Origin of the sequence: Silicimonas algicola, assembly GCF_003970735.1 — a bacterium.
Lineage (GTDB): Bacteria > Pseudomonadota > Alphaproteobacteria > Rhodobacterales > Rhodobacteraceae > Silicimonas > Silicimonas algicola.
Map to the genome: position 1 here is coordinate 1838772 of NZ_CP034588.1, position 13987 is coordinate 1852758.

At 68.0% G+C, this 13987-nt stretch carries 15 protein-coding genes; 7 read left to right on the top strand and 8 right to left on the bottom strand.

All coding sequences use genetic code 11. The features are described from left to right. Nucleotides 1-67: 67 nt before the first annotated feature. The gene (locus tag EF888_RS09135) at nt 68-1162 is read left to right on the top strand and encodes a DUF2235 domain-containing protein (protein WP_420902664.1); all 1095 of its coding nucleotides are present in this window, start codon (nt 68-70) and stop codon (nt 1160-1162) included. On the opposite strand, the gene EF888_RS09140 is transcribed toward EF888_RS09135, so the two are convergent. Then, complete coding sequence (locus EF888_RS09140) at nt 1137-1595, bottom strand: PaaI family thioesterase (protein WP_109758704.1); 459 nt, start codon at nt 1593-1595, stop codon at nt 1137-1139. The two genes, EF888_RS09135 and EF888_RS09140, sit on opposite strands and share 26 nt — an antisense overlap. 39 nt (nt 1596-1634) lie before the next feature. After that, nucleotides 1635-2498, bottom strand: a complete 864-nt coding sequence (metF, locus tag EF888_RS09145; protein WP_109758705.1) for a methylenetetrahydrofolate reductase [NAD(P)H] — start codon at nt 2496-2498, stop codon at nt 1635-1637. A gap of 92 nt (nt 2499-2590) precedes the next feature. Here metF and EF888_RS09150 point away from each other — a divergent pair, with 92 nt between their 5' ends. Next, nucleotides 2591-3502 carry a LysR family transcriptional regulator gene (locus tag EF888_RS09150; protein ID WP_109758706.1) on the top strand — a complete coding sequence of 304 codons (912 nt, stop codon included), beginning with the start codon at nt 2591-2593 and terminating at the stop codon, nt 3500-3502. A gap of 22 nt (nt 3503-3524) precedes the next feature. On the opposite strand, the gene EF888_RS09155 is transcribed toward EF888_RS09150, so the two are convergent. Next, on the bottom strand, nt 3525-3812 hold the full coding sequence (locus EF888_RS09155; protein ID WP_109758707.1) for a hypothetical protein: 288 nt from the start codon (nt 3810-3812) through the stop codon (nt 3525-3527). A 188-nt stretch (nt 3813-4000) separates the two neighbouring features. Between EF888_RS09155 and EF888_RS09160 the strand changes: the two genes are divergently transcribed. Both EF888_RS09160 and EF888_RS21770 read left to right on the top strand, forming a co-directional pair. Continuing rightward, nucleotides 4001-4789, top strand: coding sequence for an inositol monophosphatase family protein (locus EF888_RS09160; protein WP_109758708.1), 789 nt, complete (start codon nt 4001-4003; stop codon nt 4787-4789). A gap of 40 nt (nt 4790-4829) precedes the next feature. Beyond that, a complete protein-coding gene (locus tag EF888_RS21770; protein WP_164721634.1) occupies nt 4830-4970 on the top strand; it encodes a hypothetical protein in 141 nt (46 codons plus the stop codon). On the opposite strand, the gene EF888_RS09165 is transcribed toward EF888_RS21770, so the two are convergent. Both EF888_RS09165 and EF888_RS09170 read right to left on the bottom strand, forming a co-directional pair. Further along, nucleotides 4967-6175 (bottom strand): MFS transporter, encoded by a 1209-nt coding sequence (locus EF888_RS09165; RefSeq protein ID WP_109758709.1) that lies wholly within the window; start codon nt 6173-6175, stop codon nt 4967-4969. The genes EF888_RS21770 and EF888_RS09165 overlap by 4 nt on opposite strands. A 106-nt stretch (nt 6176-6281) precedes the next feature. Beyond that, nucleotides 6282-7004 carry a response regulator gene (locus EF888_RS09170; RefSeq protein WP_109758710.1) on the bottom strand — a complete coding sequence of 241 codons (723 nt, stop codon included), beginning with the start codon at nt 7002-7004 and terminating at the stop codon, nt 6282-6284. Nucleotides 7005-7182: 178 nt separating this feature from the next. On the opposite strand from EF888_RS09170, the gene EF888_RS09175 reads away from it, so the two are divergent. Further along, nucleotides 7183-7905 (top strand): sensor histidine kinase, encoded by a 723-nt coding sequence (locus tag EF888_RS09175; RefSeq protein WP_109758711.1) that lies wholly within the window; start codon nt 7183-7185, stop codon nt 7903-7905. Nucleotides 7906-7908: 3 nt separating this feature from the next. Here EF888_RS09175 and EF888_RS09180 read toward each other — a convergent pair whose 3' ends face one another. Beyond that, nucleotides 7909-9603 (bottom strand): thiamine pyrophosphate-binding protein, encoded by a 1695-nt coding sequence (locus EF888_RS09180; RefSeq protein WP_109758712.1) that lies wholly within the window; start codon nt 9601-9603, stop codon nt 7909-7911. A 155-nt stretch (nt 9604-9758) separates the two neighbouring features. Between EF888_RS09180 and EF888_RS09185 the strand changes: the two genes are divergently transcribed. Both EF888_RS09185 and EF888_RS09190 read left to right on the top strand, forming a co-directional pair. Continuing rightward, nucleotides 9759-10730 carry a TRAP transporter substrate-binding protein gene (locus EF888_RS09185; protein WP_109758713.1) on the top strand — a complete coding sequence of 324 codons (972 nt, stop codon included), beginning with the start codon at nt 9759-9761 and terminating at the stop codon, nt 10728-10730. Nucleotides 10731-10783: 53 nt separating this feature from the next. Further along, nucleotides 10784-12241 carry an NAD-dependent succinate-semialdehyde dehydrogenase gene (locus EF888_RS09190; RefSeq protein WP_109758714.1) on the top strand — a complete coding sequence of 486 codons (1458 nt, stop codon included), beginning with the start codon at nt 10784-10786 and terminating at the stop codon, nt 12239-12241. Between the two features lie 4 nt (nt 12242-12245). Here EF888_RS09190 and cobS read toward each other — a convergent pair whose 3' ends face one another. Further along, nucleotides 12246-12974 carry an adenosylcobinamide-GDP ribazoletransferase gene (gene cobS, locus EF888_RS09195; protein ID WP_109758715.1) on the bottom strand — a complete coding sequence of 243 codons (729 nt, stop codon included), beginning with the start codon at nt 12972-12974 and terminating at the stop codon, nt 12246-12248. Continuing rightward, nucleotides 12971-13984 carry a nicotinate-nucleotide--dimethylbenzimidazole phosphoribosyltransferase gene (gene cobT, locus EF888_RS09200; protein ID WP_109758716.1) on the bottom strand — a complete coding sequence of 338 codons (1014 nt, stop codon included), beginning with the start codon at nt 13982-13984 and terminating at the stop codon, nt 12971-12973. The genes cobS and cobT overlap by 4 nt, the downstream gene beginning before the upstream one ends. Nucleotides 13985-13987: the final 3 nt, after the last annotated feature.

Genomic DNA, 13987 nt, shown 5'->3' on the forward strand with positions numbered 1-13987 from the left:
TTTCCGCGACGCAGGCAGTCGTGGAAAAATTTAGACTGCCGTCCTATCTTCAGGACATGGCCCGGTATTGTGTGAGTGGCGTCTGATGGGGTGGGGCGAGCGTCTTAGCGGTCTTCTCGGCTTTTTCCGCCGCACCGAACGATCGGTCCAGCCGCACACCCGCGACCCCGTCGACCATGTCGTTCTTCTCGACGGCACCATGTCCACGCTGGACGAGGGCGCCGAGACGAACGTGGGCCTCATCTACAAGCTGCTTGAAGAAGCCTCGCGCACGCGTCGCCTCGGCCTTCTCTACGAGGCCGGGACGCAGTGGGAGGACTGGTCGAAGACGCTCGACATCATCGAGGGGCGCGGCATCAACCGCCAGATCCGGCGGGTCTATGGCTGGCTTGCCTCGCGCTATCGGCCGGGCGACCGGATCTTCCTCATCGGCTACTCGCGCGGCGCCTATGCGGCGCGGTCGCTGGCGGGCGTCATCGGGCAGGTGGGCCTTCTGCGCCCCGAGCAGGCAACCGAGCGGATGGTGAACGAGGCCTGGAAGCACTATCAGGCGGACACCGTGTCGGAGGTCTGCGCCGAGTTCACGCGCGAATACTGCCACGACGATACCCCGATCGAGGTTCTGGGCCTTTTCGACACCGTGAAGTCTCTCGGCTTCCGTGCGCCCTTCGTCTGGAAGTGGGCCGAGGTCAAGCACTCGTTCCATCACCACCACCTGGGCCGCCATGTCCGGCGCGGCTATCACGCCCTCGCGCTCGACGAGACGCGCGAGGCGTTCGCCCCTGTCCTCTGGGACACACCTAATGAGTTCGATGGCGAGGTCGAGCAGGTCTGGTTCCGGGGTAGCCACGGCGACGTCGGCGGCCAGCTTGCCGGCTTCGATCCGGCGCGGCCGCTGTCGAACATCCCGCTTCTGTGGATGCTTGAGCGTCTGGAACGGTGCGACCTGCCTCTGCCGTCCGAATGGCGTTCGCGCATTCAGATCGATCCGGACGCGCCGTCCGTCGGCACCTGGCGCGGTTGGGGCAAGTTCTTTCTGGCGCGGAAGCGGCGTGTCGTGGGCGCGGACGGATCCGAGTCCATTCACCCTTCCGCGCTTGGCCGGTCGCGCCGCGCCCGCGCGGTGGCGGCTGACCTCAACCCTGCTCGGGAAGCGACATGACAAGGCAGGTGGTCGACGCGGTCGCATAGAGCCGACCGTCCTCGACACCGTAGAGCTCGGCCGTGGCCACACCCGTCGACCGTCCGACGTGACCAGCCGTGGCACTGGCGCGCATGGCCTGACCCGGCCGGATCGCGCGGATCAGGTTCACCTTGTATTCCAGCGTCGTGTAGATCGTGCCCTTCGGCAGCTTCGACATCACCGCGCAACCCAGTGCGGAATCGAGTATCGCGCCATACCACCCGCCGTGGATGCTCTGCATCGGGTTCAGGTGATGCGCCTCCGGCGTGCCCTCGAAGCTGACGCGGCCCTCCTCGGCCTCGGTCACGCGAAAGCCGAAGTGCTCGAGAATGGGGGCGTGTGGCAGAGAGCCGTTCAGGACGCCCCGCATGTAATCCAGCCCCGACATCGAGGTGATGACGTCCATGCTCATGGACACGAGCCTAGACGGGCCCGCGACGTGCGCAAGGGCTCAGGCCACCTTCTCGAGCGCGGTCTCGGGCGCCAGGCCAAGGGCGTGAACCACGTCGCGCGTCATGTGAGGGTCGTTGAGCGTGTAGAAGTGCAGGTGCGATGCGCCGCCTTGCAGCAGGTGATCGCAAAGCTGGGTGCAGACGGCGGTCGCGTATAGCTCGGTCCGCCCGTCGCGTTCGGCGGTCTCGAAGCCGTGGACGAGCTTTTCGGGAATATGCGCGCCGCAGCGGGAGGCGAAGGCGTGCGCGCCCTTCCACGACTGGATCGGCAGGATGCCCGGCAGGATCTCGGCCTCGATCCCCGCCTTCACGCAGCGGTCGCGGAAGCGGAAGAAGGTGTCGGCCTCGAAGAAGAACTGGGTGATCGCGCGGGTGGCGCCCGCATCCACCTTGCGCTTCAGCCACTCGACGTCGGCATCGCCCGAGCCCGCCTCGGGGTGCGGGTCCGGGTAGGCGCCCACGGTGATCTCGAAACGCCCGGTGTCGGCCAGCGCGCGGACGAGGTCGACCGAGCTGTCGAAGCCCTGCGGATGGGGGAGGAAGCCTTGCGAGCCTTTCGGCGGATCGCCGCGAAGCGCCACGATGTGGGACACGCCCGCGTCGGCATAACGATGCGCGATCTCCAGCGATTCCTCTCGCGTAGCGTCCACACAGGTCAGGTGCGCGGCGACCTTCAGGCCGGTGTGCGCCGTGATCGCCTCGACCGCTTCGTGCGTCAGTTGCCGCGTCGTGCCGCCCGCGCCGTACGTGACGGACACGAAGGCCGGATCGGTGTGCTTCAGCGCGGTGACGGCGTTCCAGAGGCGGAACGACGCGTCCACCGAGCGTGGCGGGAAGAACTCGTAGGAGACAGTGGCGGTCATGTCGGACTCCAATGCGTTGAAGATGTTGTGTCACGCGAGGCCATGTGAGACAAATTCATAATTCTCATCACCTTCATGAGTCCGGCCGCATAATGCACATTGAGTTCCGCCACCTCCGCACCATCCGGGCGATCCACGAGGCCGGAGGTCTGACGCAGGCCGCCGAGCTTCTGAACATCACGCAATCCGCCCTGTCGCATCAGGTAAAGGGCATCGAGGATCAGGCGGGGGTAGAGCTGTTCGTGCGCCGCTCGAAGCCGCTGAAGCTATCCTCGGCCGGTCAGCGGCTCCTGAAGCTTGCCGAGAAGATCCTGCCCGAGCTCGAGGCGATGGAGGCCGAGTTCGAGGGGCTAAGGTCGGGCAAGTCGGGCCGGATGCACATCGCCATCGAATGCCACGCCTGCTTCGAGTGGCTGTTCCCGGTGCTCGAGGAGTTCCGCAAGGCCTGGCCCGACGTCGATGTCGACATCCGCCCCGGTCTCGCCTTCGACGCGCTGCCCGCGCTCCAGCGCGAGGAGGTCGACCTCGTCGTGTCCTCGGACCCCGAGACGCTTGACGGCATCACCTTCTCGGGCCTCTTCGACTACGAGCCCGTCTTCGTCGCCTCGTCCCAGCATCCGCTGGCCGCGAAGCCCTTCGTCGAGGCCGAGGATTTCCGGGGCGAGCTTCTGATCACCTATCCGGTGGAGCGGTCACGGCTGGACGTCTTCAGCCAGCTTCTGACGCCCGCAAAGGTCGAGCCCCGCGCGGTGCGGCAGGTCGAGCTGACGGCGGTGATCCTGCTGCTGGTGGCGTCGAACCGGGGCGTCGCCGTCCTGCCCGACTGGGTCGTGCGCGAGGTGCGCTACCATTCCGACTACGTGACGCGGCCGATCACGGACCGGGGCCTGACCCGCCGTCTTTATGCCGCGACACGGACCGACGACGCGACGCGCCCCTTCGTGGCGCATCTTCTTCGGCTTGCGCGCAGCATTCCCGTCAAGATGCAGCGGGGCGACCTTTAGGGCGCGCCCCGCCTTCGGTGTCTCAAGCGCCGCGCATCCTCTTGACGATCATGCCGACGATCAGCTGCACGACGAGGCCCGCGATGCCGCCGCCGACGAGGTTGCCGGCCATCGCGGCAAGGTCCACGCCGCCTGCCGCCTCGGCGCCCGCGCCAAGCAGGTTGCCGAGCAGAAGCTGGCCTCCCGCCACGCCGCCGACCGCGCCCGCCAGCATGTTGCCGACGCTGCCCATGTCGGCGCTCTTGACGGCCTTGCCGCCACCCGCGCCACCAAGCGCACCACCCACGAGTTGAGCAATGATCTGTTCCATTCCGTCCCTCCTGATACGGTCGACATCGTTCCGGTTCGACCGGTTCTTTTCATGCGACCCGCGCGGATCCTCCGCGATCTTCCCGATTTTGGCAAAGATTTGTTGACGATTGCGGCATAATCGGGGCGGGCTGTGGCCGTCCCGCTTTTCCGGTTGAAGCGCGCACGGCTTGTCAATAAACGGCGCCCATGCAGGGAAGCGCCAATCTCAACGTCATGATCAAGGCCGCACGTCTTGCGGGCCGAAGCCTCGCCAAGGACTTCCGCGAGGTCGAGAACCTCCAGGTGTCGTCCAAGGGGGCGGGCGATTTCGTCAGCCGCGCCGACATCGCGGCCGAAAAGATCGTGCGCGACGAGCTGACGGCGGCGCGGCCGAACTACGGCTGGCTGGGCGAGGAATCGGGCGGCGAGGACGGCAAGGATCCGACGCGCCGCTGGATCGTCGATCCACTCGACGGTACCACGAACTTCCTTCACGGCCTGCCGCACTGGGCGGTGTCGATCGGGCTCGAGCACAAGGGCGAGATCGTCGCCGGCGTGATCTTCGACCCCTCGAAAGACGAGATGTTCGTGGCCGAAAAGGGTGGCGGAGCCTGGTTGAACGAGGCGCGGCTGCGCGTCAGCGACCGCCGCAAGATGGGCGAGGCTGTCTTCGCGACGGGCATCCCCTTCTCGGGTCGGGGTGAACTTCCCGCGACGCTGCAGGACCTTGCGCGCCTGATGCCCGCCGTCGCGGGCGTTCGCCGGTTCGGCGCGGCCGCCCTCGACCTCGCCTACGTCGCGGCGGGCCGCTACGAGGGCTTTTGGGAGCGCGGGCTGCACGCCTGGGACATCGCGGCGGGGCTTCTGATCGCGCGCGAGGCCGGTGCCCTTGTCGAAGGAATGCGCCGGGGCGAGGACCCGCTCGAAACGGGAGAGCTGATCTGCGCCAACGGGGTCATCTTCGACACCTTCGCGAAGGTCATCCGCAACGACTGACGGCCACGGAATCGCCGCATTCGCGTGGCAGGAAGATGGCATGTCGGGACACACGATCTTTCTCTATCTCTTCGCGGGGTTCGTCGGCCTCGCCGGGGCGATGATGCTGGTCATTCCCGACCGGCCCGCGCAGTCGCTGGAACAGGGCCTCGGGCCCGAGGTCATGACCGAACCGCTCTAGCGTTCGTCGCGGAAGCGTCCCAGCAATCGACCGATCACGAAGCTTGTCCGGGGGGCATAGACATAGCGCGTCCTGCGCTCGGCGTCCCTGACGCGCATCCGCAGAAGGCCGAAGCCGATCAGGATGATGTGCGCGGCGCCTACGAAGATGAACATCGCGGCGGGCCCATAAGCCTCGATCAGCGTCGAGACGAGCCAGGGCGAGGCGATGGCACCGACGGCATAAAGAAACATCAGCGACGCCGACAGGTCGACCCGTTCGTCCTGCGTAGCGAAGTCGTGGGCGTGTGCGGCGGCGACCGAATAGATCGGGAAGGTCGAGAAGCCGAAGAAGGCGGCCGTCACGAAGGCCGCGCCGGGAAGGAAGATCATTCCCGCCGAGGCGACGATGGTCAGGATCGAGAGGAAGACGAGAACCCACCTGCGGTCATAGCGGTCGGCAAACCAGCCCGCCGGATACTGTGCCACCGCGCCGCCGAGGACATAGGCCGCGAGGAAGAGAGCGATGGTGTCGACGGACAGTCCGACCTCGATCCCGTAGACGGGTCCGACCATGCGGAAGGCCGCGCCGGTCACGCCGGACGAGATGACGCCGGCCGCCGCCAGGGGGGAATGCCGGAAGGCGAGGCCCGGCCGCAGGCGGGGCGGAACCGGGATCGCGGGCTGCTCGACCCGCGTGAGGACGAGAGGGACGAGCGCGGCGCAGCAGACGATCGCGAGGATGTTGTAAGAGACGTAGCTCGCCGGATCGAGAACCGAGATCATCAGCTGCGCCGCCAGTGAGCCAACGATGTCGACGACGCGATAGATGCCCATCGCGCGGCCGCGCGTCTCGTTCGTGACCTTGGCCTGAAGCCAGCTTTCGACGATGGTATAGCAGCCGGCGACGCAGAGGCCGGACAGGCCGCGCATCACCATCCAGGCATAGGCGTCGACGACCAGCATGTGGCTGAGGATGCCGATGGTGCCGACGGCAGTGAAAGCCGCGAAGGCGCGCGAATGGCCGACCGATCCCATCAGGCGCGGCGCCCACCAGCAGCCGACGAAGAAGCCCAGGAAATGCGCCGATCCCAGAAGGCCGACCTGCGCTGTGGTGAAGCCCAGGTCGATGCCTGAAATGGCGTCGAGCGGCGCGACCCCGCCCGCGCCGAGCTGCAACAGCACGACGGAGGTGAAGAGGGCCGCGAATGAAATCAGGAGGCGCATGTGACCCGTCCGGGATGCCTAACGCCTTGACCCATTACAAGGGGCGACAGCCGTCCGAAAGCGACATGGCGCCGCCGTTTTCGCGGGACCGCGTCTGCGGCGTCTTTCAGGTCGGCGGCGCGAGGTGGAGGACGGAGGCGGACTGCATGGTCGTCACCCGCCGCGCCTCGGCCCGGAAGTCGGGCAGGGCGCCCCACAGGCGGTCGATGTCGCGCTCGATCCCGCCGAGCCCGGTCGTCAGCGCCTCGGTCCCCTGGGCCACATGCGACCTCAGGCCCCGAACCCGCCGCAGCGTGGCGGACAGGATCGACCGCATCTCGGCGGTACAGGTGCTGGCGTATTCCTGGATGGCGCGTTCCAAGGCGGCGCGGGTCGCGCGTTCTTCGTCGATGGCGGCCACGATCATGCAGCGTTCCAAGGCCGTCGCGATGGATTTCTGCAGCGTCTCGACGGTCATCATCGCCTTCGTCAGGTAGTCCGAGCAGCCGCGCCGCATCGCTTCGACCGCGACGGCGATCTGACCATCGCCCGCCAGCATCGCGGCCGCCGCCGCGCGCTGGTTGGGATGCGAGGCGACAAGGTCGATGGCGTCGAGCCCCGTTTCGCCGCCGAGATGGTAGTCGACGAAGATCAGGTCGAAGGCGGTTTCGGCAAGGGCGCGCCGCACTTCGTCCAGCGTCGATGCCTCCCTGCTTTCGAACCTGAGGCCCGCGCGCTGGCAAAGCCGCAGCACGCGCTGGCGATCGAATTCGTTGTCGTCGATGACGAGTATCCGCATTTCGCGGGTCTCTGTCGCCCCTGGGGCGATCTTCAGCGCCTGGTCCGCCATGCTGGTCCTGTCCCTGTGCTGCAACTGTGGTTCGCTGAACCTAACCCGACAGACTTAGGCGAGGGTTAATGGCAAAACCCTGTATGCCCGACCTCGCGTCCCCCCTCCCGCGGGTTCACCTGTGCTTAACGCGCTCCGGCCTAGGCAAGACGGCGGGGCGCAGAGACGAGGGACACCGATGAACGCGAACCTTTCCTTCGACCCGACAATTCCCGTCGTCCAGTCCGACAGCGAGACCGATGAACTGGTCTATCGCCTGTCCCACGACCTGCGCGCCTCGGTGCGGGCGCTTCAGGAACTGCCCGGCTGGATCGCCGAAGATCTGGACAAGGCCGCGCTGCGCGTGCCGGCCGCCACGGAACGGCACCTGAAACTGATCTCGTCGCACGCCTGTCGGCTCGACCTCATGCTGACGGGCCTTCTGGAGCATTCGCGCGTGGGACGGATGCAGCCCATCGCGGCCGTCCAGCCAGCGCGTGTGCTGGCCGAGGTCATCGACGATCTCGGTCTCGACGATGACGTGTCGGTCGCCGTGGGCATGGATCGCGGCAACATCCAGATGGGCCTCACCGACCTTCAGCGCATGTTCTCGATCCTGATCCTGAACGCCGTCCGTCACCACCCGACGCACGCGCCTCGGATCGGCATCACCGGCGGCCCGCAGTCGAGTCGCGTCTGGGTGCTGGAGGTCGCAGACAACGGGCCCGGCATCCCCGAGGCGAAGCGCGAACACGTGATGCGCCCGATGACGAAGCTCGTCTCGCGCGACATCGACCCCGGCGCGGGCATGGGCCTCGCAATCCTGCGCAAGATCGCCTTCACCTACGGCGGCGGCGTCGAGATCGAGACGCCGAAGTCGGGCGCGGGCACGCTGGTGCGCGTAACGCTGGCCGTCAACTGAGGGTCAGGCGATCCACTCGCTGACCGGGGCGTGCGCGTCCTGAAGCGGTTGGCTGATGATGTCGACGAGGCTTGGCCCCGGATGCGCCAGCGCGTCGCGCAAGGCGTGCTCCAGCTTGTCGGGATCCTCGACGGTAAACCCCTTCACGCCAAAGGCCTCGGCCACGCGGGCATGGTCGGTGCGGCCGAAATCGACCGAGTAGTAGCGCTCCTCGAACTTGGTCTTCTGACCGGCCTTGATCCAGCCGTAGACCGCGTTCGAAAAGACGATGTAGGTGATCGGCAGGTTCAGCCGCACCACGGTTTCCAGCTCGCCGCAGGTGAAGCCGAAACTTCCATCTCCCATCAGCCCCACGACCTTCTTGCCCGGCGCGCCGACAGCGGCGCCGACCGACGCCGACAGGGCATAGCCGAGCGCGCCGTGCGCCCGGTTCGAGAACAGCCGCCGCCCCGTCGCGTTCAGCTCGTAATAGGCCGAGATATAGGGGCAGGGCGTTCCGGGGTCGCCCACGACGATGGCGTCGTCGTCGAGGAGCCTTCGCAGGGTCGCGATGGTGCGCTCGGGCAGGATCGGGGCGGCGTCGCTCTCGGCCAGCTTGCGGAACGCGGCCCATTTCTTCGCCTTGGGCTTCTCGATGGCCTTCGCCCCGCCGAAGCTGGGCAGCCGGTCCCGGCAGGACAGGGCGTCGTTCATCGCCGCGAGAGCCAGGCGCGCGTCGGACACCACGCCCACCTCGGTGCGGTAGGAGGCTCCGATCACCTCGGGGTCGCTGTCGACGTGGACGATGCGCGTGCCCTTCTTCGGGTGCCGCCACAATTCGGTCGTCACCGACCCCGCGCGGCATCCGATGAAGGCGACGAGGTCCGCCTTGTCGACGACGCTCCGCGTCTCGGCCACGCCGCCGTTCGAGCCGACGACGCCCAGGCAATTCGGATGCGTCTCGGCGATGGAGCCCTGGCCCGAGATCGTCGTCGCCACCGCGATGTCGAGCGTTTCGACGAAGGTGCGGAACTCCTCCTCGGCGCGGGACAAGACGATGCCGCCGCCGCAGATCACCAGCGGGAACTGGGCCGAGAGGATCGCGTCGAGCGCGGCCTCGACCGCTGTCGGATCGGGTGCGGAGGGATAGGCGGGGAAGGCCGCGTGCGCGGGATCGGCCCAGATCTCGTCGGGGTTCGCCTCGCCCCTTTGGACGTCGATCGGGAGACCCAGGTGCGCCGAACCCGGCCGACCCGTCATCATCGCGCGGAAGGCCGTTCGCACAGCGTCCGGCACCTGGTCGGCGTGCTGGATAGTGCGCGCGTGCTTCGTCAGGGGCCGCATCAGCCCCTCCTGGTCGAGCTCGGTCAGGGGATAGTGCCCGCGCGAACGGGTGCCGACGTCCGAGGTGATGGCGAGGATCGGGATCGAGCTTTCGTTCGCCTCGACGAGCCCCGGAAGGATATAGGTCGCACCGCCGCCCGACGGCCCCTCGCAGACGCCCGGACGCCCTGTCACGCGGGCATATCCGTCGGCCATGTAGGCGGCCGAGCGTTCGTCGCGCGTCAAGATGTGCGTCATCCCGTGGTCGAGGCGGTAGAGCGCGTCGTAGAACGGCAGGGTGGTGTCGCCGCAAAGACCGAAAATGTGCTTCACGCCATGCGCCTGAAGCATCCGCACCATCGCCTCGGCGCCCGTCATCCTGTTCGTCCGGTCCATGCGTCTCCCCGTCTGCCCGCGCGATTCCCTTCTGTCCATGCAAGGCCCGATCCCCGGCAATGGCAAGCCGCCGCCCTTTCCTTCGCAGCACGGCGGCGCATATCCTCCGGGGCGAGTCGCGGCGGGCAACGCCGCACCGAACCGGGAGGACCCATATGACCATTCGCCTTGGCCTCATGGCCGCCGCCGTCGCGCTGACAACGCTTCCCGCCGTGGCGCAGGAGCTGAAGTTCGCCAACTTCACGCCGCCGTTCCACACCATCAACGCAAGCGTCATGGAGAAGCTGAACGCCGATCTCTCCGCCGCCACGAACGGGGCGGTGACGGTCAAGGGCTATCACGGCGGAGAGTTGGGCGCAGGCCCGGCCGAGCAGTACGTCCGCGCCGTGCAGGGCGTGGCCGATATGGTTTGGGGTCTGCCGGGGTATACCTCGTCGCAGTTCGGCAAGACCATGATCGCCGAGCTTCCGGGCGTGATCCCCGAGGGCAAGACCGGCTATGACGCGCTGTATGACGCGTTCGACACCTTCCAGGACGAGTTTCCGGGCACCGTGCCGCTGGCGCTCTGGACGTCCGAACCCAACATCATGATCATGAAGGACAAGGAGATCCGCACGCCCGCCGATCTTCAGGGCCTGAAGATCCGCGTCGCCGGCGTCACCGCCGCCGAAGTCGCCGAGGCGCTTGGCGCGACCCCCGTGCAGATGCCCATCAACCAGGTCTACAACGCGCTTCAGACCGGATTGATCGACGGCGTCTTCACCGGCGCCTCGACGCTGTCGGACTTCAAGCTCGACGAGGTCGCGTCCAGCTACACGCTCGGCGCGCCGCTCGGCCAGATCGTGTTCTACGCGGTGATGGGGCAGGGCACCTATGACGCGCTGTCCGACGAGGCGAAGACCGCGCTCGACGGCGTCATCGGCCGCAGCCTGTCCGAAAGCGCCGAGACCGCCTGGAACGCCACTGCGGATGCGGCGCTTCAGGCCGCGCGCGACTCGGGCGACAACACCGTGATCGAGCTGACGGAGGAAGAGGCGCAGCCCTTCGCCGACGCTGTCGCGGACGTGACGCAGGCCTATGTCGACAGCGTGGGCGGTGCGGACGCACTCGCCGCGATGCAGAAGTGACCCTGACGGGACGGCGGACCCCGCCGTCCCTCCGACTTGAAGGACGAAGCCAAATGCCCGACACGCACCGGATCGAAGACGCCCTGAAGACCGACCTCTGGATCGGGGGCAAATGGCGCGACGGCGCGGACGGCGACCGCTTCGACGTCCTCAATCCCTTCGACGAGAGCGTGATCGCGAGCGTGGCTTCGGCCGGGGTGGCGGATGCGAAGGCGGCCCTGGACGCCGCCGAAGCGGCCTTTCCCGACTGGGCCGCTCGCCCGCCGCGTGAGAGGGGTGAGGTGTTGCGCAAGGCCTGGGAGCTGATGACCGCGCGGCTCGACGATTTCGCGCGGCTCATCACGCTGGAGAACGGAAAGGCCAAGGCCGACGCCAAGGGCGAGGCGACCTATGCCGCCGAGTTCTTCCGCTGGTTCTCCGAGGAAGCCGTGCGGAACGAGGGCATGATAACGCGCGGGCCTTCGTCCAACGCGCGCATCGTCGTCCACCACAAGCCCGCGGGCATCGCCGTCCTCGTGACGCCCTGGAACTTCCCCGCCGCCATGGGCACGCGCAAGATCGGGCCCGCGCTCGCCGCTGGCTGTCCGGTCATCGTCAAGCCCGCCTCCGCGACACCTCTGACCATGCTGGCCCTTGCCGACCTCCTGGAGGAAGCGGGCGTCCCCCCCGGCATCGTCAACGTCCTGCCTTCGAAGAAGACGGGCGAGATCGTCGAGGCGCTGCTTCAGGACCGCCGCGTGCGCGTCATCTCCTTCACCGGCTCGACCGAGACGGGGGTGAAGCTGCTCAAGACCGCCGCGCCGAACGTGCTGAAGCCCGCGATGGAGCTTGGCGGCAACGCGCCCTTCATCGTCTTCGACGACGCCGACGTGGATGCAGCCGTGGCTGGCTGCATGATCGCCAAGATGCGCAACGGGGGCGAGGCCTGCACGGCGGCGAACCGCATCTTCGTCCACGAGGCGGTCGAGGCCGAGTTCATCGAGAAGTTCACCGCGAAGATGCGCGCGCTCAAGGTCGGCAACGGTCTCGAGGACGGCGTCGACCTCGGCCCCCTCGTCGACCGAGACACGCAGGAAAAGGTCGCCTGCTTCGTCGAGGACGCCTTGGAAAAGGGCGCGAAACTCCACCTCGGCGGCGAGCGGAGTGAGGGGAAGGGCTTCTTCTATCCCGCCACCGTCCTGTCGAACATCCCGCCGAACGCCGACTGCGTGACGGACGAAATCTTCGGCCCCGTCGCCGCGATCCAGAGCTTCACCGACACCGACGACGTGGTGAGGCGTGCGAACGACACCGAATACGGCCTCGTGGCCTACGTCTTTACCAGGGACCTCAAGAAGGGGATGCAGGTCTCCGAGAGGCTGGAGTACGGGATGGTGGGCCTCAACCGCGGCCTCGTCAGCGACCCGGCTGCCCCCTTTGGCGGCACCAAGCATTCGGGCCTTGGCCGCGAGGGTGGGCACGAGGGGATGCTGGAGTACATGGAGACGCAGTTCATCTCGACGGACTGGTAAGGGCTCAGGTCAGCGCCGCCGCCGCCAGCCAGCCTGCGGCCTCGCCCGCCTTCTGCGCCGCCCCCATGACGTCGCCGGTCTGCCCGCCGATCTGACGGAGGGCGACGACTCCGACGATGGCCGCCGCCGCCCAGGCCGCGAGGAGCGGCAGGAGTGCTCCGGCAAGAAGAGCCACGACCAGCGCGATGCCGAGCGACGCCCAAAGACGCCATCCCCCTGACAGCGCCGCGCTGTGGCCGAGGCCATCGTGGCGCGCTGGCGGCAGCCAGACGAGAAGCGCCGGCAATGCCGCCCGCGTCCCCGCGCCAAGCGCCAGGAAAAGGCCAATCCGTCCGGCCTCGGCAATGCCGCTGGCGATCAGGCCGAGGCAGAGGACCAGTGCCACCGCTCCATAGCTCCCGATCCGGCTGTCGCGCATGATGTCGAGCTTCCGCGCCCGGTCGCGTCCGCCGCCAAAGCCGTCGGCGACGTCGGCGAGACCGTCTTCGTGCAGCGCGCCGGTCAGCAGGGTTGCGGTCGCGAGCGCCAGAAGGGCCGAGGCGAGGGGCGGCAGGGCGGAGGTGGCGAGGAAGACGGCGCCCGATATGCCTCCGACCAGAAGCCCGGCAACCGGAAAGGCCCAGCTCGCTTCCGCCAGCGTCGGCACCTGTCGTGGCAGGCCTCCTGCGGGCAGGCGGGTCAGGAACATGACCGCCGCCTGCACTTCGGCGAGCCTTTGGCGCGCGTCGCTCACCCGCCCGACACTCCGGCATCGGCGAAGGTCGCCATCCCGTCGTGACAGGCCAGAGCCGCGCGCAGGACGCCGAGGGCCAGCGCGGCCCCTGTGCCTTCGCCAAGCCGCATGGCGAAATCGAGCACGGGCTCCTTGCCGAGCGCCTCGAGAAGCCGGCGGTGCCCCGCCTCGGCGCTTCGATGACCGACGAGGCAATGCGAAAGGAACGCGGGGTCGGCGGCGTGGAGAGGCGCTGCCGAGGCCGTGCAGATGAAGCCGTCCAGGATCACCGGCACCCGCGCGATCCGCGCCGCCAGCACCGCGCCCGCGATGGCCGCCTGCTCGCGCCCGCCGAGGGCCGCGAGAATACCGAGCGGTGGCAGGTGGCCGTGCAGCGCAAGGCCCTCCGCCACGACGCGCGCCTTCAAGGCGCGGCCTTCCGCGTCCGACCCGGTGCCCGCGCCGACCCAGTCCGAGGCCTCCCCGCCGAAGAGCGCCGCGCAGAGGGCGGCCGCGACGGTCGAATTCCCGATCCCCATCTCGCCCAGGATCAGCACGTCCGCCCCGAGGTCCACCGCCTCCCAACCCGCGCGCATCGCCTGAAGGCACTCGGCCTCATCCATCGCCGGACCCGCCGTGAAATCCCGCGTCGGCCGATCGAGGTCGAGCGCCACGACCGACAACTCTGCCCCCGCCACGCGGCAAAGCTGGTTGATCGCCGCACCGCCCGCGTTGAAGTTCGCGACCATCTGCGCCGTCACTTCCTGCGGAAAGGGGTTCACGCCGCGCGCGCACACGCCGTGGTTGCCCGCGAAGACCAGCGCCTGCGCCTGTTCGATCCGCGGACGCTCCACGCCCTGCCAGCCCGCCATGAAGACCGCCAGATCCTCGAGCGTCCCAAGCGATCCCGGCGGCTTCGTCAGGCTGTCCTGCCGCGCGCGCGCCGCACGGGCCGCGTGCTCGTCGGGGCCGGGCAGGGCGGAGGCGAGGGCGGCGACGTCGTTGAGTGACGTGAAATCAAAGTCTTGCATGGG